Genomic DNA, 21,269 nt, shown 5'->3' with positions numbered 1-21,269 from the left:
TCCCCATCGCGCATGCCGATCGACCCACCCGTGCCGGTCACACCCGGGACTTCGGGTCGAGGGCGTCGCGGAGACCGTCGCCCATGAAGTTGATGCCGAGGACCGTGAGCACGATCGCCATGCCCGGGAAGAACGGCCACCACCAGTCGCCGTTGATGATCGAGCTCTGCGAGTCCGAGAGGGCGTTCCCCCACGTCGGCTGGGTGATATCGACACCGAAGCCGAGGTAGCTGACGAACGCCTCGCCGACGATGACGCCGGCCACCGAGAGGGTCGTGGCAACGATGATCGGGCTCACGGCGTTGGGGAGGATATGGCGGAAGATGATCCGCAGGTTGCTCACACCGACGGCGCGGGCGGCCTCCACGAACACCTCGCCCCGGAGCGACAGGAAGAGACTCCGAACGAGCCTCGCGATGCCCGGCCAGCCGAAGGCGGCGAAGACGACGAGGATGATGACCCAGTTCCCCGAGCCGATGAACTTCGCGACGACGAGGATGACGAAGAGGAGCGGCAGGCTGAGGAGGACGTCGACGATCCGCATGAGGAGGTTGTCGATCCAGCCGCCGAAGTACCCGGCGATCCCGCCGACGATGGCCCCGATGATCGCCGAGAAGACGGAGGCGCCGACACCGATCGCGAGCGAGATGCGGGCTCCGTTCACGACGAGGGTGAGGACGTCGCGCTGGAGACGGGCGGTGGTGCCCATGAGATGGTCGAGCGACGGCGGACAGCCGTACGTCGCCTTGATCTCCGTCCCGGCGCACTTGAGCTGCGGGGTCGGAATCTTCTGGAAGTCGTACGGGAGGATGAACGGACCCACGATCGCGATGACGCAGATCGAAAGGAACAGGACCGCGCCGAAGACGGCGAGCCGGTGGCGCTTGAAGCGCCGCCAGGCGATCTGCCACTGGTTGAGGGAGACGAGGTTGACCTCGTAGTCCTCGCCCGGCGTCGGGCTCGGCGATGTCCCGGCACCGGGAGCCGGGATCACGGACAGGGCGGGATCCACGGATCGCTCCTCAGTCGTACTGGACGCGCGGGTCGACGATCGCGTACGCGATGTCCGCCACGAGGTTCGCCCCGACGACGATGACCGCGGTCACGATGAGGATGCCCATGAGCACCGGGTAGTCGAAGTGGCCGACCGCCTCGATGAACTGTCGACCCATCCCCGGCCAGCTGAAGATCGTCTCGGTGACGATGGCGCCGGTGAAGAGGAACGGGATCTCCAGCCCGATGTTCGTGACGACCGGCAGGAGCGCGTTCCGCAGCGCGTGGCGGAAGATGACCCGCCGTTCCGTGACACCCTTCGCCCGGGCGGTCCGCACGAAATCCTGGTTGAGCGCGTCGAGCATGCTCGCCCGGATGAACCGCGAGTCGAAGGCGATGTTGACGATCACGAGCGTGAACACCGGCAGCGCGAGGTGGTAGGCGAGGTCGCCCAGCGCGGCGAACGGCTTCTGGCCGAAGAACGCCCAGTAGTCCGAGGTCCCGAAGATCGGCACGGTCCGCGGGTCCCACATGCCGCCGGCAGGGAACCATTTGAACGGCGTGCCCTGGCTGAACAACGTGATGAGGATGAGGCCGAGCCAGAAGGTCGGCAGCGAGTACCCGATGTAGTTGAAGATCGTCAGCGCCGAGTCGAAGAAGCTGTACCGCCGGACGGCCGCGTAGACGCCGAGGATGAGGGCGAGGAGGACCCAGATCACGTAGGCCGTCCCGGCGAGGATGACGGTCGGCCACAACCGGTCCGCGATGACCGCGGTGACCGGGCGCCCGTCCGCGACGCTGAAGCCGAAGTCACCGTGAAGGATCCCGTTGTCGCCGCCCGGCAGGGTGATCGAGAGGCCCGCGATGTTGAGCGTGCCGCCGGGCAGGGCGTTGATGAGCGGCGGCTGATCGCCGAGCACACCGAGCCACTTGAGATACGCGATGGGGATCGGATCGTCGAGGCCCCAGCGGTGCTTGAAGGCGTCGATCTGGGCCTGCGTGATGCGGGGATTCTGGGCGAAGCGGGACGTCGGGCCACCCGGCGCGATGCGGAGGATGCCGTACGTGACGAGGGAGATGCCGATGAGGACGGGGATCGTCTGGATGAGCCGCCGCAGGATGTACTTGCCCATGGTCCTCGGTCCCGATGTGGGAAGGGCTGCGGCGCCGACGAGCGGCGCCGCAGCCCCCAGTACCTACCGACGGGGTCGGTCTACTGGCTGACCCACCAGTCACCGGCATTCCAGTTACCGGTCGTGTTGGACGGGTTGCCGAAGAAGTTGTGGACCCTCGAGCCGACGAGCCAGAGGTTCCGGTGGTTGAAGAGCGGCAGCTCGAACGTGTTCTGATCGGACGCGTAGATGTCCTGGATCGTCCCCATGGCGTCGCGGATCTTCTGCGGATCGAGCGACGTGTTGACGATCTGGTAGGCGGCGTCGAGGGCGGGGATGGAGGTCCGCGTAACGTTCTGGCCGTTGTGCGGCGCGGCGTCCGGGATCCCCTGGGTCGTATACACGTTGTAGCCCGCCGTCGGGTCCGGGCTGCTGACGTAGCCGAACATCGCCACGTCAAAGTTGCCGTGGACGAGGTTGCACTTCGCGTCGGCCGGGACATCGTTCCAGCCGCCGAACACGTCGGGCACGGCCGGCTTGACGAGGACGTTGGCCTGGATGCCGATCGCCTTCAGCTGCGAGCTGATGAGCGTGATCGCGTCGGCGCGGTATGGCCGGTTCGTCGTGCAGTAGTCGACGACGAGCTTGACGCCGTTCTTGGTCCGGATGCCGCTGCTCGGGTCAACGGCCCAGCCGAGGGCGTCGAGCTTGGCGGCAGCATCCTGCGGGTTCTGCTGGATGCAGGCCACCTTCTTGTAGAACCAGACGAGCGGTGAGGCGATGCTCTCGCACGAACGGGTGACGGAGCCACCCATCGGTCCGGCGATGATGGCGTCGACGTTCGTCGCCTCCATGAGCGACCGGATGATCGCGTCGGCGTCCGCGCCGAACTTCTTCGCGAAGCTCGCGTGGTTGAACGCGTTCAGCTCGCTGAACAGAGCATCCTGGATGAGCTGCTGGCTCGCCGGGATGTCCTTGACCGAGTCGATGTCCGAGTCCGAGAGGTCCATCGCGAGGTCGATCGAGCCGTTGCGGAAGGCCGCGATCATTCCCGGCGAGTCACCGAAGTACTGGAAGATGAGCTTGTCGAGGTACGGCGCGTGGTTCTTGGAGGTGTCGGCGCCGTAGCCGATGGTCTGCCAGTTCGGGTTCGGGGCGTAGGTGATCTGCGCGTCCGGCTTGATGTCCGTCGGGATGTACGGCCCGCTGAAGACGGCGGTCTTGGGGGCGATGAGCGGATAGAGCTTCTTCGGGGCGTCCTTCACCGCGACCGTCGTGATGTAGTGCTTCGGCAGGACGGCGGTGTAGAGGAGGAGGTACGCGCTGTACGTGCTCTTGAAGTGCATGACGCACGTCGTGCCGGTGCCACCATCGATGCCGGTGATCTGGTCCCAGCCGGTCGTCCCGGCGGAGAGGCCGGTGTTCGCCTTGTCCATGACCCATTGCCAGGTGGCGGTGAGGTCGTCGCACGTGATCGGCTGGCCGTCCGACCACTTCATCCCGGTCTTGAGCGTCCACGTGACGTCCATGCCGGCCCCGTTGAGGACGACGCCCCCGTTGGCCACGGTCGGGATGCCCGTCGCCATGTCCGGGATGTAGCTGAGGTCGTAGCCGACGGTGAGGAGCGAGTCGAACGAGGGGGCCTGGGCCTCGACGTCGGCGTTCGCCTGGGCGTAGTACGGGTTGAACGTCGAGACCGTCTGCCACTCGGCCATGACGAGGACCCCGCCCGTGTGGGCGGCCGGCGTCACCTTCGTGAAGTAGTCCGTCTTGCCGAGGTCGATCGGCGGCGCCGTCGGCACGGGGGTCGGCGCGGTGGATGCGGTCGCGGGCGCGGCCGACGGAGCGCTGCTCGCCGACGGCGACGGGGTCGCACTGCCGGAGCAGGCCGCGAACACGATTCCCGCGCTCGCGAGCAGCCCGAATAGACGCTTGTGCATGCAAGATCCTCCCAACGGGTTTCCTACCCTGTCACTCCCACTGATGACAACCGCGCTGCATCGGCGGGTCGCGGCGCTCCTGCGATCATTCCCGACGGTCCCGCTTTGGGCGGGACCGTCGCCGACACGGACGATCGGGGGGGGCGAGCGACGTGGCACGATGCACGGCGGTCACTACGCTGGCGGTACTATGCGGACGCGTCAGAGGCGTGTCAACTTTCCGACGGGACCCCGCCGGGCGGTGTCACCGGGTCCGTCGCCGAACCGCTGGCGCGGCATCAGCGGGCGACCGGCCCGATCGGCGCGGGCGGCGGCAGCGGGCGCGCCTCCGGTCCGAAGACCGCCGCGTTCGGGCGCGGCGCGGGGGCGGCCCCGTCGATCGCGGCCTCCTTTCCTACCCTGATGTTCTGGCGGATCCAGGCGGCTTCGACCGCTGCGTCATGGCGCCCGGCGTCCGCGCTCGCGACCGCCACCGCGCCCGCCTCGTCGAGCGACGGCTGGGCGACGGACAGGATCGATGCCGGGCCGATGAGGGCCGCGACCAGCCCGATGGCCGCGACGGCGCCGCCGAGCTGACTCCGCCACCGCCAGCGGGGCTCCCGACCTCGCTCGATCTGCGCCCGCAGCTCGGGCCAACCGATGGACCCGTCGCCGGCAGCGGTCGACGGCCTCGACCGCGACCCGGCCGCGGCGTCCGCGGCGAGCCGCCTGAGCGCCGTCGCCGTCAGGGCGAACGCCGCGAGCTCGGCATCGCAGCGGCGGCACGTCGCGAGGTGGGCGAGCGCGGCGCCGGTCGAGGAGTCGATCTCGCGACGCTCGACGAACGCCTCGAGGGCCGCTCGATGCCGGGAACAGGCGTCTCGCGGTCCGATCATCGTCCGACCTCCCGGACCGGCTCGCCGGTCGGACCGTACGCGCCGCCGAAGCGATCGTCCTGCTCGAGTCGCGAGCGTAGGCTCCGGAGGGCGTAGTGGAGTCTCGACTTCACGGTGCCGAGACGCAGGTCGAGCGCGACCGCCGTCTCCCGCAGCGACAGGCCCTGAAGGTAGTAGAGGACCACGACGCGCTGTTGCTTCTCGGGAAGTGCGGCGACGCCCTCACGGACGATCCGCCGGAGCTCGGCCTGTTCGGCTCGCTCGGCAGGCTGCCCGAGATCGTCGCGGGACGGTCGCGCCTCGGCCTCCTCGATCGGTCCCGAGATCAGGCGCCGGCGACCGAGCCGCGAGTAGCAGAGGTTCATCGCGACGCGGTGGAGCCACGGCGCGGGCGACACGTCCGCCCGGAGGATCGAGCGGCGCAGATACGCTCGCGCGAAGGTGTCCTGGAGGACCTCCTCGGCGGCGAGCCGGTCGCCGGTGAGTCCGTACGCCGTCCGCAGGATGGCCAGGCGGTGACGGCGGAACAGTGCCTCGAACGCGTCCAGGTCGTCCCCCTGCATCCGGCGGACCAGCTCGCGGTCGTCCGCCACCATCGACTCGTCGCGCGTCGCCGCCAGCGGTTCGTCCGTCGTCGTCATCCCGACTCCGCGACCCCGGTCCGAGCCCCGCATGACGATACGCCGGGATGGGCCGGGAGGTTCAATCCGGGCACGGGGTCTCGGCCCCCGCCATCGGTCGCCAGCGCAGGTTCGGCTGGCGCGCCGCCGTCGCCTCGTCGAGCCGCCGGACGGGAGCCGTGTGCGGGGCCCCGGTCACGAGCTCGGGCGCCTTGTATGCCTCGGCGGCGATCTCGATGAGCGCCTCGGCGAACGCGTCGAGGGTCTCGATCGACTCGGTCTCGGTCGGCTCGATGAGCATCCCCTCCTCCGTGATGAGGGGAAAGTAGATCGTCGGCGGATGGAAGCCGTGGTCGATGAGCCGTTTCGCGATGTCGAGTGTCCGGACTCCCGTCTCCCGCCTGATCGTCGCCGCGGAGGCGACGAACTCGTGCTTGCACGGCCGGTCGTACGGGATGTCGTAGGCCCCCGCGAGCCGCGCCTTCAGGTAGTTGGCGGCGAGGACGGCGTCGTCGCTCACCTCCCGCAGGCCGCTCGCCCCATGCGCCGCGATGTACGTCCAGGCCCGGACGAGGACGCCGGTGTTGCCGACGAAGCTGCGGAGGCGGCCGATGCTCGTGGGTCGCTCACCCGGCCGCTCGAGCCGGAACGTCCCGTCCGCCTCGCGAAGGACGCGGGGCCCGGGCAGGAAGGGAGCGAGCGTCGCCCGCACGCCGACGGGACCGGCGCCCGGACCGCCACCTCCATGCGGCGTGCTGAACGTCTTGTGGACGTTGAAATGCATGACGTCGAATCCCGCCTCGCCTGGCTTGAACCGGCCGAGGATCGCGTTGAGGTTCGCACCGTCCATGTAGGCGAGGGCCCCCACGGCGTGGACCTCCCGGAGGAGCTCACCGATCCGTCGCTCGAAGAGGCCGAGGGTCGACGGATTCGTGATCATGACCGCCGCCGTCCGCGGTCCGAGCGCCGCCCGGAACGCGTCGAGATCGACGCCGCCGTCCGCCGCGGAGGGGATCGTCACGGTCCGGAAGCCGGCCATGGACGCGGTCGCCGGGTTCGTTCCGTGCGAACTATCCGGGACGAGGACCTCCGAGCGATCGGTGTCGCCGCGGGCCCGATGGTAGGCCCGGATCATGAGGATCCCGGTCAGCTCGCCCTGGGCACCGGCGGCGGGCTGGAGGGTCACCGCGTCCATCCCGCCGATCTCGGCGAGCGACCCCTCGAGGCTCCACAGGAGATCGAGCGTCCCCTGGGCGAGGGCATCCGGGACGAGCGGGTGCAGGTTCGCGAAGCCGGGCAGTCGTGCGGCCCACTCGTTGAGCTTCGGGTTGAACTTCATGGTGCACGACCCGAGCGGGTAGAAACCCGTGTCGACCGCGTAGTTGAGCTGGCTGAGGTTGACGTAGTGGCGGACGACGTCCGGCTCGTTGAGCTCGGGGAGCGCGGGTGGCCGCGTTCGGCGCGCCGCCGCCGGGATCCGATCGAGGGCATCCGCCGGCGGATGCGGGATCTTCCCGCCGCCGCGCCCGGGTCTGGATCGCTCGAAGAGCGTCGGCTGGAGGCGCTCGCCGGTGACGCTCATCGGACGGCCGCCGTCTCGCGGGAGCGGGCCGCGGCGAGCTCGATCCGGAGCGCAGCGGCGAAGCGCTCGATCTCCGCCTCCGTCGTCACCTCTGTCGCGCAGACGAGGAGCCCGTCCTCGAGGTCGGCGTCGTCCGGTTCCAGGTCGGCGAGCGGGACGCCGGCGAGGATCCCCCGGTCGAGGAGCCGGCGATGGACATCCGGCGCGTCCGGGACCCGGATCGCGAACTCGTTGAGGTACGGACCCGGATGGAGCCGTGGCGCGCCGGCTGCGGACAGGGCGGTCTCGAGGGCGGTCGCGCGGGCCGCGCCGCCGGCAGCGACGTCGCGCAGCCCGTGCGGCCCGATCGTGGCGAGGTAGATGGACGCCGCCAGGGCGAGGAGCGCCTGGTTCGTGCAGATGTTGCTCGCCGCCCGGTCGCGGCGGATGTCCTGCTCGCGAGCGCGCATGGTCATGACGAACGCGCGCCGGCCGTCGAGGTCCGTGGTCATCCCCACGAGGCGGCCGGGGATCTGGCGGACGAGCGCGTCCGACGTGGCGAGGATCCCGAGGTACGGCCCGCCATACTGCGGCGCGATCCCGAGCGGCTGACCCTCGCCGGCCGCGATGTCGGCGCCGTAGGACCCGGGCGGCGCGAGGACAGCGAGGCTCACCGGCTCCACGACGGCGACGAAGAGCGCGCCGGCGGTGTGGGCGAGCCGGCCGATCTCGGCCATCGGCTCGAGGAGGCCGAGGACGTTCGGCTGGGCCGCCACGACAGCGGCGACCGGGCGGTCCCCATCGGCGAGCCGGCGCTCGAGCGCGACGAGATCCGTCGTGCCGGCATCCGGACCGCCCACGACGAGCGGGATCTCCTCGGCAAGGAGGCCGCCACCGCCGAAGTACGTCGCGAGTGTCTCGCGGTAGTGGCGATGGACACCGCGCGAGACGAGGACCCGTTCGCGGCGCGTCTGGCGACACGCCATGAGGGCCGCCTCCGCCGTGGCGGCAGCGCCGTCATAGTGCGAGGCGGACACGACGTCGAGGCCGGTCAGCTCGGCGAGGAGTGACTCGTACTCGTAGATCGACTGGAGCGTCCCCTGGCTCACCTCCGGCTGGTACGGGGTGTATGCCGTGTACCACTCGCCGCGGAGGAGGAGCTGATCCACTGCCGGCGGCGTCCAGTGGCGGTAGACGCCCGCGCCGAGGAACGAGGCGAGATCCGTCCGGTTTCGCGCCGCGAGGGCCTCGAGCCGGGCCGCGAGCTCGAGCTCCGGGACGGGCCCGGGAAGGCGGAGCGCGCTTGCCCGCAGCTCGCCCGGGATGTCGGCGAAGAGGGCCTCGACGTCCGGGACGCCGATGGTCCGGAGCATCCGTTCGCGGGCCTCGGCGGTGTGCGGTCCGTACGGCATCGCGGCGGTCAGCCGGCGACGAGCGCGTCGTACGCGGCCGGTTCGAGCAGCTCGTCGAACTGGCGTCGATCGGCGACCCGGACGCGGAGCATCCAGCCGCCGCCGTACGGCTCCTCGTTCACCAGCTCAGGGCGGGCGGCCAGCGCTCCGTTCGTCTCGAGGACCTCCCCGCCGATCGGCGCGAACAGGTCGCTCACGGCCTTCACGGACTCGACGACCCCGAAGGTCGCGAACTGCTCGAGGACCCGGCCGGCGTCCGGCAGCTCGACGAAGACGATGTCACCAAGCTGCCCGGCGGCGAAGGCGGTGATGCCGACGATCGCCTCGTCGCCGGCGAGGCGGACCCACTCATGGTCCTTCGTGTAGCGGAGATCCGGCGGGACCATCGCGCGGGAAACCCTCCTCGCCACGGTCACACCGCGGCTCCTTGGACCGTGGACCCTCTCCTGGGTCGCACCGTCATGGTTCGTGGTGTCCGTCCGGCCGGACTCGCGGACGGCTCCGATCTCGTCAGCGGGCCCGTCGATAGAACGGCAGCGGGACGACCTCCGCCTCGACGGCTCGCTCGCGGATCTCGACGCCGAGCATCGTACCCGGTCGCGCGTCGCCCGGCGCGACGTAGGCCATCGCGATCGGCAGGCCGAGGGTCGGAGACTGGGTGCCGCTCGTGACGACCCCACTCGGGCGGTCCCCGGCGACCACCGGGTAGCCGTGCCGGGCGATGCCCCGGCCGCGGACGACGAGGCCGACGAGCAGCCGCCCGGGGCCCTCGCCCGCCACGCGTTCGAGCGCCGCCCGACCCACGAAGTCAGCGGGCTTCCCGAGCCGGACCACGCGGCCGAGGTTCGCCTCGTACGGGTTCGTGGAGCGGTCGAGATCGTTCCCGTAGAGCGGCATGCCCGCCTCGAGGCGAAGGGTGTCGCGGGCCCCGAGTCCGACGGGCATCGCGCCTCGTGGCTCCCCGGCGGAGAGGAGAGCGTCCCACAACTCGCCGCCGCGAGCCGCGTCGACGAAGACCTCGAAACCGTCCTCGCCGGTGTATCCGGTGCGCGCGACGAGGGACGGGATGCCGGCGACCGCGCCTTCGGCGATCGCGTAGTAGCGCAGCGCAGCGACGTCGACGTCGGTCAACGGCTGGAGGATGGCCGCCGCGAGCGGACCCTGGATCGCACACAGTGCGGTCGCCAGTGAGCGATCGTCGAGGACCGCCCGGAATCCCTCGAGCCGCTCGGCGAGGGCGTCACTCACGAGCTGCGCGTTGCCCGCGTTGGCGACCACGAGGAAGCGTTCGTCGGCGAGGCGGTAGACGATCAGATCGTCGAGGATCCCGCCGTCCTCGGCGCAGATCATCGAATAGTGGGCCCGGCCTTCGGCGAGGCTCGGCGGGTCGCTCACGAGCGCGGCTGCGAGGCCGGCACCGGCCTCCGGACCCTCGATGAACAGCTCGCCCATGTGCGAGAGGTCGAAGACGCCGGCCCGTTCGCGGACCGCGCGATGCTCCTCGATGATGCCGCGGTACTGGACCGGCATGAGCCAGCCGCTGAATTCGATGAGCTTCGCCCCGAGGGCAGCGTGCCGGTCGGCGAGCGGCGTCGGTCGCGGCGACGACTCTGCGGCGTCCGTCACGGGCGGGGGTCGACGGTCATCGCTCGCCGCCCGATCCGGCGGGGCCGGTCGTCGTGGCTGGATCCACCGCGGCGATGCCTGCCGCGGCCCGCCCGACGAGTTCACGTTCGGTCTCGAACGTGAGCAGACCGTGCGCGTCCGTGAACGGCACCCAGCGGACCTCGTCGAATTCGTGATCGTGGTCAGCGAGATCGCCCCCGGTCGGCTCCATGAGGAAGTAGTGGACCGTCTTCTGGATCCGCGTTCCGTGCTGGACGAACGTGTAGGCGATCGATTCGAACGGCGCCGTGATCCTGACGGCCAGCCCGGTCTCCTCGGTCACCTCCCGGAGGGCCGTCTCCTCCGTCGTCTCACCGGCTTTCGGGGTGCCCTTGGGAAGCGTCCAGGTGACCACATCGCGGTCGCGTCGCCGGCGGCCCGCGACGAAGCTCGGGCGTCCCGACTCGTACGAGATGACGATGCCGCCGGCGGAGGTGGCGGTGGCGGTCCTCAGCCGAGCCACGGAGCCGCGGCCGCGCCCCTGCGCCGGCCGGCACCCGGGCGGTCGGACCTCGCCCACGACATCCGGGCGACCGGAGCGAGCCGGCCGCTGGATGCCCGGCTCGAGCGTGCCGGACGCACCGCCCGCCAACTCGCCCGCAACCGGACGAGGGGCGGAAGGTCCGTGCGCCGGAGGACGGTCGGCCACGGCGACGCGGGCTGGAACGTCCCGCGGGCGCGGAGGCCGAGCTGCCGTTCGCGGACGCGCGCGGAGGGACGGACGAAGCTCGCCGCGGGTCGTGCCGTGTACTTCGCGGCGATGCTGTGCTGCATGGCGGCAATCCTATCCTGTCAGGCCGGGTTTGCAAGTGACGCCCGGAGCCGCGCCGCGACGTCCGGTGCGAGGGCGCCACGGTCTTCGGCGAGCGCGACCTCGCGGCGGGCCAGGGCGAGATACACCTCGAGGACACCCGGCGCGTCCAGTCGCAGCTCCGCGAGGTGCGCCCGCAGGGTTCCGACGTCGCCTCGGGTCATGGGGCCCGTGAGCGCCGCCCGGATGCCGACGGCCGAGGCGTTGCCGAGCGTCTGGAGGATGAGCGGCGAGTAGACGGCGAGGGCCGCGGGCTCATCGAGGCCGGCGACCCGACCGAGCTCGGCGATCGCGTCGAGGAGCGCGACGACGCCTCCAGCCGCGAGGACCGCGGCGGCGTGGTACGCCGCCTTCGAGCCGGGCGCCAGCCGGACGGGCACGCCGCCGATCGCCTCCGCCATCCGGGCGAGCAGGTCGCCGAGCTGATCGTCGCCCTCGATCGCGATCGTCGCACCGTGGAGCCCCTCGACGGCCCGCTCGAGATCGGCGAAGGCGACGAGCGGGTGGAACGCGCCGATCTGTGTCCCGGCCGCCATTGTCGGAGCGAGCACCTCGGCGCCGAGAAGGCCACTCGTGTGGACGATCGCCTGCCCGCTGTACAGCTGGATCGTCCCGGCGACGGACGCGATCGCGTCGTCCGGCACGGCGACGACGACGAGCTCGACCTCGTCGAGCAGCGCGGTCGCCTCGGCGAAGGCGCGGGTCCCACCGACGAGGGACCGGAATCGCTCGCGCCGTGCCGGATCGCGACTCGCGACGGCGGCGATCGGCCAGCCTGCCCGGGTGAGCGCCACGCCGAGCGCCGTGCCGACCGCACCGGCGCCGACGATCCCGATGAGCGGCGGCTGGCCGGGTTCCGCGTGCTGGTGCGGATGGGCGTGGACGACGTCGAGGCCGGGCGGATGATCGGGGCCGTCGACCCGCTCACGGCGGTCCGCCGGGGTCGCCGGATCGAGGTCGATGCCGGCCGCCTCGATGTCCGCGAGCACCTCCGGGTCGACGTGGCCGCCCGGTCCGCGCGGCCGTTCCTCGCGCCAGGCCCTCACCGGGTCCTCCGGCGACGTCCGGGCCGGTTCGCGCGATACTGTTCCACTCCACGAGTGTACTCAGCGAGGGATGGACGCGGTGGCAGGCACGGACCCATTCGGGGCACGGACGAGTCTCGGTGCCGGGTGGCCGGACATCTTCGCCCTCGATGCGATTGAGCGCTCGGGCCTCGAGCTCGGCGTCGAGCTCGGGCGGGCGCCCGTGACCTGGCGAATCCTCCTCGAGAACCTCCTCCGCCACGCCGGCGGCGGCATCGTCCGTGAAGCGGACGTCGCGACCCTCGTGGCCTGGAAGCCGGGCCGCGCAGCCGAGGCCGAGATCCCGTTCATGCCGTCGCGGGTCATCCTCCAGGACTTCACCGGCGTTCCGGCCGTCGTGGACCTGGCGGTCATGCGGGATGCCATGGCCGCCCTGGGCGGGGATCCCACCCGGGTCGACCCGCTCGTCCCGGCCGATCTCGTCATCGATCATTCCGTCCAGGTGGATGCGTACGGCACGCCGGCCGCGTTCCTCTTCAACGTCGCTCGCGAGTATGAGCGGAACACCGAGCGGTACCAGTTCCTCCGGTGGGCCCAGACGGCGTTCCGCGGCCTCCGCGTCGTGCCGCCGGGCACCGGCATCGTCCACCAGGTGAACCTCGAGTACCTCGCCTCCGTCGTCACGACCCGCGACGGCGTGGCCTTCCCGGACACGCTCGTCGGGACGGACTCGCACACGACGATGATCAACGGCCTCGGCGTCCTCGGCTACGGCGTCGGCGGGATCGAGGCCGAGGCCGTGCTCCTCGGCCAGCCGCTGTACCAGCCGATGCCGCGGATCGTCGGCGTCCGACTGCGCGGCGAGCTCCCGAGCGGCTCCACGGCGACCGACCTCGTCCTCGTCGTGACGGAGCAGCTGCGGGCGTTCGGCGTGGTCGGCGCGTTCGTCGAGTTCGCCGGCGACGGGCTCGCCGGCCTGGGCCTGGCCGACCGGGCGACGATCGCGAACATGAGTCCCGAATTCGGGGCCACCGCGACCCTCTTCCCGATCGACGAGGAGACGCTCGCCTACCTCCGCCTCACCGGCCGCCCGGCCGCGCTCGTCGATCTCGTCGAGCGCTACGCCAGGCGCCAGGGGCTGTGGCGGGAGCCGGGCCCCGGACCGGACTTCGACGACGTCGTCGAGCTCGACCTGTCGTCCATCGTCCCGTCCGTGGCGGGACCACGTCGGCCGCAGGACCGGGTCGTCCTCGCCGACCTGCCGGCGAACTTCCGGGCGGCGTTTCCGTCGGCCGCACCGACCGCGGAGAGCACGGCCGACCAGTCGCGCCTCGCCGACGAGGGCGGCCTCACCGGCTCGACGGAGAATGGGGCGGTCGCCATCGAGATCGGCGGACGGTCCGCGGTCGTGCGGGCCGGCTCGGTCGCCATCGCCGCGATCACCTCGTGCACGAACACCTCGAACCCGACGGTCATGGTGGGTGCCGCCCTCCTCGCCCGGAACGCCGTCGCGCGCGGGCTCTCGGTCAGCCCCGTCGTGAAGACCTCGCTCGCGCCCGGATCGAAGGCGGTGACCGCGTATCTCGAGGCCGCCGGGCTCATGACGTCGCTCGAGGCCCTCGGGTTCGGGCTCACCGGTTACGGCTGCACGACGTGCATCGGCAACTCCGGGCCGCTCGAGGAGGCCGTCGCCCGGGCGATCGAGGGACACGACCTCGTCGTCGCCGCCGTCCTCTCCGGCAACCGGAACTTCGAGGGGCGGATCCATCCCCTCGCCCGAGCGTCGTACCTCGCGTCTCCGCCGCTCGTCGTCGCCTTCGCGCTCGCCGGCAGGGTGGACATCGACCTCACGAGCGAGCCGCTCGGCATCGATCGCGACGGACGGCCCGTCTTCCTCGCCGACCTGTGGCCGTCGGCGACCGAGATCCGCGAGGTCATCCGGACGGCGATCGATCCGGCCCTCTTCGAACGGACCTACGCGACCGTCTTCGACGGCGACGACCGCTGGCGGGCGCTGCCGATCCCGGCCGGCTCGCGGTACGACTGGGACCCCGCCTCGACGTACATCGCCCGCTCGCCGTTCTTCGATGGCCTGGCGGCGACACCGGCGCCGGTCGCCGACATCGAGAATGGGCGGGTCCTCGCGGTACTCGGCGATTCGGTGACCACGGATCACATCAGCCCGGCGGGCTCGATCGCCCCGTCGTCCCCCGCCGGGAGGTGGCTCCAGGAGCACGGCGTCGGGCCGCTCGACTTCAACTCCTACGGCGCCCGGCGCGGCCATCACGAGGTCATGATCCGGGGGACGTTCGCGAACATCCGCCTTCGGAACGCGCTGGCCGGCGGGCGTGAGGGGCCGTTCACGGTCCACCTCCCGGACGACACACCCGGGACGATCTACGAGACCGCCATGCGCTATCGGGACGAGGGAACGCCGCTGCTCGTCATCGCCGGCAGGGAGTACGGCTCCGGCTCATCGCGCGACTGGGCGGCGAAGGGTACCGCCCTCCTCGGCATCAGGGCGGTGCTCGCCGAGAGCTACGAGCGGATCCACCGCTCGAATCTCGTCGGGATGGGCGTCCTGCCGCTGCAGTTCGAGCCCGGCGAGAGCGCCGCCTCGCTGCGACTGAGCGGGCGCGAACGCTACACGATCGAGGGTCTCGACCAGATCGGCCCCCGCGAGCGGGTCGAGGTCGCGACCCGCTCCGACGACGGGGAAGAGCGCCGCTTCACCGCCATCGCGCGGCTCGACGGCGACATCGATGTCGAATATTTCCGGGGCGGCGGCATCCTGCCGACCGTGCTCCGCCGACTCGCCGGGGCCTGAGCGTCCCGTCGGCGCACAACACCGCGCCTCGCCGCGGACTATCATCCGCGGACAACCGAAGAGCCGCTCGGAGACGGGGAAGCCGGTGCGAATCCGGCACTGTCGCGCAACTGTGAGCGGGGAGCGACCGGCCATCTGCCACTGGGTCTCATCCACCCGGGAAGGCGGCCCGAAGCGTCGATCCGCGAGTCAGGAGACCCGGTCCATGGCGGCCTGATTCCCCCCGCCTGCGCGGATCGGCGAAGGGAGGCTCCCGTGGCAGGGCCCCCCATCGGCAGGTGGATCGCACCGCCGCTGGAGGACCGCTCATGCGTGCCCGAACGGGCAGGGCCAGCGCGATACTGGCCACTTCCGCTCTCCTCGCCGTCTTCGTCTTCGCCCCGGCCACCCGGGCCCAGGTCGACCCCGGATCGCGGGCCGTCAGCTACCTCGCGGCCCACCAGGCGGCCGACGGCTCTCTCGACGGTTCGATCGGCGAGACGGAGGACCTCGTCCTCGGCGCGGCCGCCAGCGGCTACGATCCGGCGACCCTCACGTCGACCGCTGGGAAGACGCCGTTCGACTACCTCGCGACCAGGCTCCCCGCCGCCACGGCCGACGCCGGCGGGACGGCCAAGCTCATCCTCGCCCTCATCGCCGGCGGACGCGACCCGCGGACCTTCGGCGGCCTCGACCTCGTCGCCCGCCTCGGCGCGGCATACGACGCCACGAGCGGCCACTTCGGCGACGGGTCGACGTTCACCCAGGCACTCGCGATCCTCGCCCTCGCGGGCGCGGCGGCGCCGGACGTGCCGCTCCCGACCCGAGCGCTGGATGCGCTCGTCGCGGCCCAGGATGGCGACGGCAGCTGGAACTACACCGGCTTCAGGGACGCCCCGCTCGGCGGCGACTCGAATTCGACCGCCGTGGCGATCATGGCCCTCGTGGCCGGTGGTCGCGTGGCGACCTCTGCCCCCCTCACCGCCGCCACGGGCTACCTCCACAGCGTCCAGCAGCCGGACGGCGGCTTTCCCTACCAGGGTGGGGCCGGTGCCGTGAGCGATCCGGACTCCGACGCCCTCGTCCTCGAGGCCCTCGCCGCGCTCGGAGCCGACGCGGCCGGCCCGGCCTGGACCGTCGGGACGGCCACGCCGTATGGCGACCTCCTGCGTTTCCAGGACGCCGCGAGCGGCGGCTTCCACTATCCCGGCAAGACCGCCCCGGATACGTTCACCACGAGCGAGGTGCCGCAGGGCCTCGCCCAGGCGCCGCTGCCCGTGGTGGGCCATTTCGCCGCCGGCGCGGGCCTCACCACGTACAGCAGTCGCGCGACAGCGGCGCTCCGCTATCTCGAGGGCGCGCTGAAGAGTGACGGTTCGCTGGACGGCTCGACCGGCGCGACGGAGGATCTCCTCCTCGGAGCGGCGGCCGCCGGCTACGACCCGTCGACTGTTCGGACATGCGGCGGACGGTCGTCGTACAGCTACCTCGCCTCGGCTGTCGACCACGTCACGGCGGACGCGGGATCCACAGCGAAGCTCATCCTCGCCGTCGTGGCCGGACGCTGGAACCCGGGCACGTTCGGTGGTCGCGACCTCTTCGGCCGACTCGACGGCTTCTACGATCCGGCGACCGGCAGGTACGGCGACGGTTCGACATTCGGCCAGTCGCTCGCGATCCTCACCCTCACCGGGACCGGCCGACCGGTGCCGGCCGCCGCCGTCGCCCACCTGAACGGTCTCCAGGGCACCGACGGAAGCTGGAACTACCAGGCCGTCGCCAACGGGACGGCCGGTGACACGAATTCGACGGCGATCGCGCTCATGGCGCTCGCCGCCGTCGGCGACCGCAGTCGGGTCGCGGCCGGACTCGCCTGGCTCCACCGCCAGCAGGGTGCGGACGGCGGGTTCCCCTACCGGGCTGGACCGGGCGCGACGAGCGACCCGGATTCGGACGCACTCGTCCTCGAGGCGCTCACGGCGCTCCGCGAGTCGCCGACCGCCCCAAGCTGGACGATCGGCGGTCACACCCTGCTCGACGACATCGTCCGCCACCAGGCGACGAACGGCGGCTTCGTCTTCCCCGGCAACACCGCACCGGACGCGTTCACCACGAGCCAGGTCCCGATGGCTCTCGAGCGGGTGCCGTTCCCTGGCACGGACCGCTGGACGTCCGGCCTCGCGGTCCCGGGACGGGCCTGCCCCGGGGCCGTGACTCCGCCCGGCGGATCGACTCCGCCGCCCACCTCGACGGTCGCGCCGCCGGCGACCTCGACCACGGGACCGGGGTGGATCGTCGCGATCCTCGCCGCCATCCTCGGCTCGATCCTCGCGCTCCGCCGACCGCGCCGCGCATGACCCGGTTCGGACGCCGGCTCGGCGGCTGCCTCGTCGCGGTCGCGGTCGCGGGCCTCGGCGTCGTTGCACCGGTCGGCGCCGGACCGCCGGCGTGCGCCGCGGCCGGCGCTTCGCATCGGGTCGCGATCGTCGTCGAGCACGGCGACGGGACGATCGTGACCGCCTGCGTCGGCTTCGCGACCGACGCGATCTCCGGGATCGACGCCCTCGCCTCGAGCGGCATCGGATACGCGACGGAGGGATTCGGCGGGTTCGGTCAGGCCGTCTGCCAGCTCGATGGCGAGCCGGCCACGTACCCCTCGAGCTGCTTCGGGACAGGGGGCTCCTACTGGGCCATCTTCGTGGCTCGGAGCGGGGCGTCGTGGAGCCTCTCGAGCCTGGGGGTGAGCAGCCTGCGTCTCCGCGATGGCGACGCCGAGGGATTCCGCTATGACCCGCAGTCGGGGACAGCCGCCCCGCCGGACGCACCCGGCCACTGTCCGGACGCGACGCCGGGCCCGACGCCTGGTCCGACCCCGCCGCGGCTCACATCGGCACCCGCGACCACGGCGCCATCGGCGACGGTCGCCCCGTCGACCGCTCGCCCGGCGGCCGGCGGGGTCGCGGGCCCGACGCGGACCGCTTCCGTCACCCCGGCGACGACGACAGGCGCCGCGACCGGTCCCGCGACGTCGCCAGCGAGCGATCCCGGAGCAGCGACCGACTCGGCGGGAGTCGCGGGGAACAGCGGAGCGGGAATCGCGGGCGCGCCACTGCTGGACGCCGGATCGTCCGGGGCCGGCAGCGGAGCGACTGGCGATGGCCCCTCGTGGGACGTAGTCGCCCTCGCCGTCGCGGCGTTCACGGTCCTCGTCGTCGCCGGGATCGCGCTCGCACGCCGCCGCGGGGCGAGCGGTCGATGAACGCGCGCGTCGTCGTCGTCTGGTCCGCGGCTGCCCTCACGGTCGATCTCGCCACGAACGACCCGGTCTATCGCGCGACGCTCCTGCTCGTGTGCGTCGACGTCCTGCTCGCCCTCGTCCCGCCGTCACGGTCGCTCCGACCCCTCATCACCGTCGTCGTCGTCATCGGCGTCCTCGCCGTCGGTCTCAACCTCGCGCTCAGCCACACCGGGACCCATGTCCTCGTCGAGATGCCGGTCGACTGGCCCCTCCTCGGCGGTCCGATCACGCTGGAGGCGGCGGCGTACGGCCTCGCCGCCGGACTCGGGATCGCCGGGGCGGTCTTCGCGGTGGCGCCGATCTCGCTCGTCCTCGAGACCCACGAGCTCGTCGACGCCCTGCCCCGTGGCCTCGAGCGGAGCGCCCTCGTCGTCGCGTCCGCCCTCAACCTCGCCCCGGCGATCGGGCGGAGCGCGGTCGCCATCCGCGACGCCGAGACGATGCGCGGCTGGCGACCTCGCGGCCCCCGGTCATGGGCGGAGATCCTCGTCCCGACGATGCTCGGTGCGATCGAGGATTCGCTCGGCCTCGCCGAGGCGATGGAGTCGCGCGCATTCGGGAGCGGACCGCGGACGCGCTACGCGCCGGGCCGCTGGAACCGGGGCGACGCGCTCGTCGTCGTCGCGGCGATCGCGGCGGCCGGTTGCTTCATCGTCGGGCGGATCGCCGGCGCGTCGCTCGACTGGCGGCCGTATCCCACGCTCGTCGCACCCGCGGTCGAGCCCGTCCTCATCGGCGCCATCCTCCTCCTCGCGGCCCCGCTCATCGGTCGACGATGGTCCGCCTCGACGATCTGAGCTACTGGTATCCCGGGAGCGTCGATCCGGCCCTCGATGCCGTATCCGTCGAGATCGGTGCCGGGCTGACGATCGTGGCCGGCGGCTCGGGAAGCGGCAAGTCGTCGCTCCTCCGCCTGCTCAACGGACTCGTGCCGCAGTTCCACGGCGGCCGCATCGCCGGCACGGCAACGGTGGCCGGTCACGACGTCATCGTCACCCCGACACGCCACCTCGCGACGCACGTCGGCTTCGTCTTCCAGGACCCGGAGCGGTCGTTCGTCTACGGAACCGTCGAGCGGGAGATCGCATTCAGCCTCGAGAACCTCGGCGTCGCAGCACCCGAGATGCACGCCCGGGTGGAGGAGTCGCTCGAGCGGCTTGCGATCCCCAACCTCCGCGACCGGCGGGTCGCGACGCTGTCCGGCGGAGAGCGACAGCGCGTCGCCCTCGCCGCCGCCCTCGCCCCGCGACCCGGACTGCTCGTCCTCGACGAGCCCACCTCGCAGCTCGACGCGGCCGGGGCGGCCTCCGTCGTCGAGGCCTGTATCGAGCTTGCGGCCGGCGGTCTCGCCGTCGTCGTGGCCGAGCACCGTCTCGAGCGCCTTCTGCCGGCGGCGTCCGGGGTCCTCCTCGTGGATCATGGCCGGGTCGAGCACGTGTCCGCCGCGGCGGCGGCTGGGTCGGGGCGGATCGCATCACCGCCGCCGATCGTCGAGCTCGGACTCCGGCTCGGCTGGACGCCGCTGCCGCTCACCGTGGAGGCCGCCCGAGCGCGAGCGCCGCGGCTCGCCGACCCGGCCCCGACCGGAGGTTCGACGTCCGGCGGACCGGTTGCCTGGACGCTCACGGCGGCGAGCCTCGGCCCGCGCGGAACGGTCGTCCTCGATCGGGTCGATCTCGCCGGGCACGGCGGCGAGGTGGTCGTCCTCGTCGGCCCGAACGGGGGCGGCAAGACGACGATCCTGCGGACACTCGCCGGTCTCCTCCCGCCGCTCGCCGGCCGTCTCGAGCGAGCCGCGGGCCGCGCCGCGTATGTTCCCCAGGACCCCACGTCCCTCCTCCATCGACCGACCCTCCGCGCCGAGGTGGAGCTGACGCTCAGGCGGAGTGGGAGCCGCGAGCCGGCGACGGCGATCCTCGCCGACCTCGGCCTCGACCGGCTCGCCGAGCGCTACCCACGCGACCTGAGCGCCGGCGAGCGGCAGCGCGGCGCCATCGCGGCCGTGCTCGCCGGTTCGCCGCGGCTCGCCCTGCTCGACGAGCCGACGCGCGGGATGGACCGGCCGGCCCGCGACGCGATCGGCCGCCTCATCGCCCGACTCCGGGCGGACGGCGGTTCGGTGGTCGTGGCGACCCACGATCTCGATCTCGCCGCGGAGATCGCGGACCGCGTCGTCGAGGTCGCCGACGGCCGCATCGTGGAGCTCGGCCCGCCGGACCGCTCCCTCTCCTCCCCGAGCCGCCACACGACACAGATCGGCCAGCTCTACCCGGGCGGTCCCGTCGCGGTCCGCGACGTCCTCGAACGCCTCGGCGCCCTCGAGCGCGGCGACGTCCTTGGCCGCGACGACGTGGCCCCCGGCCACGGCCTCCTCGTCCGCCGATGACGCTCGTGATCCTCTCCCTCGGCGGCCTCGCCCTCTTCCTCTGGCCGTTCGCCGGCGCCGGAATGCCGTCGGACAGCCCGGCGATCGCCGTCGCGCTCGGGGCCCTCGGCGGGCTCTTGCTCATCGAGCTCGGCGCCCGCCGGCTCGATGTGCGGGCGCTCGCGCTCCTGGCGGCGATCGCCGCGATCGACGCGGCGCTCCGGCTCGCCCTCGTGTCCGGGATCGGCGGATTCAGCCCGATCTTCTTCCTCATCCTGTGTGCCGGCTACGTGTTCGGACCGGCCTTCGGGTTCGAGGCCGGCGCGCTCGCGATGCTCGTCTCGGCGATCGCGACCGGCGGCGTCGGGCCGTGGCTGCCGTACCAGCTGTTCGCGGCGGGATGGGTCGGCGTCACCGCGGGAGTGGTCGGCGGGCGCCTCACGACCGCGCCGAGCCGTCGCGACCTCGTCCTCCTCGCCGCCGTGGGGGTGGTCACCGGCTTCGCCTTCGGTGCGCTCATGGACGTCTGGGACTGGACGTTCTTCGCGGGATCACCGGACCTCGGCTGGGTGCCCGGCGCCCCGCTCGGCGAGACGATCGCCCGGTTCGGCCGGTTCTACCTCGTGACCTCGTTCGCGTACGACGCGTTCCGCGCGGTCGGCAACGGGATCCTCGTGGTCGTCGCCGGCGCGCCGGTCCTCGCCGCCCTCGCCCGGCTCCGGGCGCGCCTCACCTTCGAGGTCGTCGGGGGGAGTCAGGCGCTCTGACGGGAGCGGCGGACTCCCG

General features: G+C 72.2%; 18 protein-coding genes and 1 riboswitch. Of the genes, 6 read left to right on the top strand and 12 right to left on the bottom strand.

The window, feature by feature from the left end; genetic code table 11:
- Positions 1–37: 37 nt before the first annotated feature.
- The 12 genes from IVW53_08480 to IVW53_08425 form a co-directional block, all read right to left on the bottom strand.
- On the bottom strand, positions 38–1,012 hold the full coding sequence (locus IVW53_08480; protein ID MBF6605599.1) for an ABC transporter permease: 975 nt from the start codon (positions 1,010–1,012) through the stop codon (positions 38–40).
- A 10-nt stretch (positions 1,013–1,022) separates the two neighbouring features.
- A complete protein-coding gene (locus IVW53_08475) occupies positions 1,023–2,126 on the bottom strand; it encodes an ABC transporter permease (GenBank protein MBF6605598.1) in 1,104 nt (367 codons plus the stop codon).
- Positions 2,127–2,206: 80 nt separating this feature from the next.
- On the bottom strand, positions 2,207–4,045 hold the full coding sequence (locus tag IVW53_08470) for a hypothetical protein (GenBank protein MBF6605597.1): 1,839 nt from the start codon (positions 4,043–4,045) through the stop codon (positions 2,207–2,209).
- 278 nt (positions 4,046–4,323) lie between these two features.
- Positions 4,324–4,920 (bottom strand): hypothetical protein, encoded by a 597-nt coding sequence (locus tag IVW53_08465; GenBank protein ID MBF6605596.1) that lies wholly within the window; start codon positions 4,918–4,920, stop codon positions 4,324–4,326.
- On the bottom strand, positions 4,917–5,561 hold the full coding sequence (locus IVW53_08460) for an RNA polymerase sigma factor (protein ID MBF6605595.1): 645 nt from the start codon (positions 5,559–5,561) through the stop codon (positions 4,917–4,919). The genes IVW53_08465 and IVW53_08460 overlap by 4 nt, the downstream gene beginning before the upstream one ends.
- Before the next feature lie 61 nt (positions 5,562–5,622).
- Positions 5,623–7,122 (bottom strand): aminomethyl-transferring glycine dehydrogenase subunit GcvPB, encoded by a 1,500-nt coding sequence (gene gcvPB / locus IVW53_08455; protein ID MBF6605594.1) that lies wholly within the window; start codon positions 7,120–7,122, stop codon positions 5,623–5,625.
- Positions 7,119–8,513, bottom strand: a complete 1,395-nt coding sequence (gene gcvPA, locus IVW53_08450) for an aminomethyl-transferring glycine dehydrogenase subunit GcvPA (GenBank protein MBF6605593.1) — start codon at positions 8,511–8,513, stop codon at positions 7,119–7,121. The genes gcvPB and gcvPA overlap by 4 nt, the downstream gene beginning before the upstream one ends.
- Positions 8,514–8,521: 8 nt before the next feature.
- A complete protein-coding gene (gene gcvH / locus IVW53_08445; protein ID MBF6605592.1) occupies positions 8,522–8,899 on the bottom strand; it encodes a glycine cleavage system protein GcvH in 378 nt (125 codons plus the stop codon).
- A gap of 124 nt (positions 8,900–9,023) precedes the next feature.
- Positions 9,024–10,139 carry a glycine cleavage system aminomethyltransferase GcvT gene (gene gcvT / locus IVW53_08440; protein ID MBF6605591.1) on the bottom strand — a complete coding sequence of 372 codons (1,116 nt, stop codon included), beginning with the start codon at positions 10,137–10,139 and terminating at the stop codon, positions 9,024–9,026.
- Between the two features lie 16 nt (positions 10,140–10,155).
- Positions 10,156–10,641 (bottom strand): NUDIX domain-containing protein, encoded by a 486-nt coding sequence (locus tag IVW53_08435; GenBank protein MBF6605590.1) that lies wholly within the window; start codon positions 10,639–10,641, stop codon positions 10,156–10,158.
- Positions 10,629–10,952, bottom strand: coding sequence for a hypothetical protein (locus tag IVW53_08430; protein ID MBF6605589.1), 324 nt, complete (start codon positions 10,950–10,952; stop codon positions 10,629–10,631). Before IVW53_08430 ends, IVW53_08435 begins: the two co-directional genes overlap by 13 nt.
- A gap of 18 nt (positions 10,953–10,970) precedes the next feature.
- Positions 10,971–12,035 (bottom strand): DUF2520 domain-containing protein, encoded by a 1,065-nt coding sequence (locus IVW53_08425; protein MBF6605588.1) that lies wholly within the window; start codon positions 12,033–12,035, stop codon positions 10,971–10,973.
- 70 nt (positions 12,036–12,105) lie between these two features.
- Here IVW53_08425 and acnA point away from each other — a divergent pair, with 70 nt between their 5' ends.
- The 6 genes from acnA to IVW53_08395 all read left to right on the top strand — a co-directional run bounded on the left by acnA (position 12,106) and on the right by IVW53_08395 (position 21,250).
- Positions 12,106–14,841 carry an aconitate hydratase AcnA gene (acnA, locus tag IVW53_08420; protein MBF6605587.1) on the top strand — a complete coding sequence of 912 codons (2,736 nt, stop codon included), beginning with the start codon at positions 12,106–12,108 and terminating at the stop codon, positions 14,839–14,841.
- A 73-nt stretch (positions 14,842–14,914) separates the two neighbouring features.
- Positions 14,915–15,041: riboswitch (cobalamin riboswitch) on the top strand.
- A 108-nt stretch (positions 15,042–15,149) separates the two neighbouring features.
- The gene (locus IVW53_08415; protein ID MBF6605586.1) at positions 15,150–17,177 is read left to right on the top strand and encodes a hypothetical protein; all 2,028 of its coding nucleotides are present in this window, start codon (positions 15,150–15,152) and stop codon (positions 17,175–17,177) included.
- Entirely contained in the window at positions 17,174–18,079 is a 906-nt protein-coding gene (locus IVW53_08410; GenBank protein MBF6605585.1) for a hypothetical protein, read from the top strand. Before IVW53_08415 ends, IVW53_08410 begins: the two co-directional genes overlap by 4 nt.
- On the top strand, positions 18,076–18,915 hold the full coding sequence (locus tag IVW53_08405; protein ID MBF6605584.1) for an energy-coupling factor transporter transmembrane protein EcfT: 840 nt from the start codon (positions 18,076–18,078) through the stop codon (positions 18,913–18,915). Before IVW53_08410 ends, IVW53_08405 begins: the two co-directional genes overlap by 4 nt.
- Positions 18,894–20,504 carry an ATP-binding cassette domain-containing protein gene (locus tag IVW53_08400; GenBank protein ID MBF6605583.1) on the top strand — a complete coding sequence of 537 codons (1,611 nt, stop codon included), beginning with the start codon at positions 18,894–18,896 and terminating at the stop codon, positions 20,502–20,504. The genes IVW53_08405 and IVW53_08400 overlap by 22 nt, the downstream gene beginning before the upstream one ends.
- Complete coding sequence (locus IVW53_08395) at positions 20,501–21,250, top strand: ECF transporter S component (protein ID MBF6605582.1); 750 nt, start codon at positions 20,501–20,503, stop codon at positions 21,248–21,250. The genes IVW53_08400 and IVW53_08395 overlap by 4 nt, the downstream gene beginning before the upstream one ends.
- The last annotated feature ends 19 nt before the right edge of the window (positions 21,251–21,269 follow it).

It is taken from the genome of Chloroflexota bacterium (assembly GCA_015478725.1).
Taxonomy (GTDB): domain Bacteria; phylum Chloroflexota; class Limnocylindria; order Limnocylindrales; family CSP1-4; genus C-114.
This window is presented reverse-complemented; position numbering and strand designations above follow the sequence as displayed.

What these genes read in the sequence shown, in the direction of transcription:
- IVW53_08475 (MBF6605598.1), bottom strand. Translation starts at nt 2,126, where the DNA reads ATGGGCAAGTACATCCTGCGGCGGCTCATCCAGACGATCCCCGTCCTC.
- IVW53_08470 (MBF6605597.1), bottom strand. Translation starts at nt 4,045, where the DNA reads ATGCACAAGCGTCTATTCGGGCTGCTCGCGAGCGCGGGAATCGTGTTC.
- IVW53_08465 (MBF6605596.1), bottom strand. Translation starts at nt 4,920, where the DNA reads ATGATCGGACCGCGAGACGCCTGTTCCCGGCATCGAGCGGCCCTCGAG.
- IVW53_08460 (MBF6605595.1), bottom strand. Translation starts at nt 5,561, where the DNA reads ATGACGACGACGGACGAACCGCTGGCGGCGACGCGCGACGAGTCGATG.
- gcvPB (MBF6605594.1), bottom strand. Translation starts at nt 7,122, where the DNA reads ATGAGCGTCACCGGCGAGCGCCTCCAGCCGACGCTCTTCGAGCGATCC.
- gcvPA (MBF6605593.1), bottom strand. Translation starts at nt 8,513, where the DNA reads ATGCCGTACGGACCGCACACCGCCGAGGCCCGCGAACGGATGCTCCGG.
- gcvH (MBF6605592.1), bottom strand. Translation starts at nt 8,899, where the DNA reads ATGGTCCCGCCGGATCTCCGCTACACGAAGGACCATGAGTGGGTCCGC.
- IVW53_08430 (MBF6605589.1), bottom strand. Translation starts at nt 10,952, where the DNA reads ATGCAGCACAGCATCGCCGCGAAGTACACGGCACGACCCGCGGCGAGC.
- acnA (MBF6605587.1), top strand. Translation starts at nt 12,106, where the DNA reads ATGGACGCGGTGGCAGGCACGGACCCATTCGGGGCACGGACGAGTCTC.
- IVW53_08415 (MBF6605586.1), top strand. Translation starts at nt 15,150, where the DNA reads ATGCGTGCCCGAACGGGCAGGGCCAGCGCGATACTGGCCACTTCCGCT.
- IVW53_08410 (MBF6605585.1), top strand. Translation starts at nt 17,174, where the DNA reads ATGACCCGGTTCGGACGCCGGCTCGGCGGCTGCCTCGTCGCGGTCGCG.
- IVW53_08405 (MBF6605584.1), top strand. Translation starts at nt 18,076, where the DNA reads ATGAACGCGCGCGTCGTCGTCGTCTGGTCCGCGGCTGCCCTCACGGTC.
- IVW53_08400 (MBF6605583.1), top strand. Translation starts at nt 18,894, where the DNA reads ATGGTCCGCCTCGACGATCTGAGCTACTGGTATCCCGGGAGCGTCGAT.
- IVW53_08395 (MBF6605582.1), top strand. Translation starts at nt 20,501, where the DNA reads ATGACGCTCGTGATCCTCTCCCTCGGCGGCCTCGCCCTCTTCCTCTGG.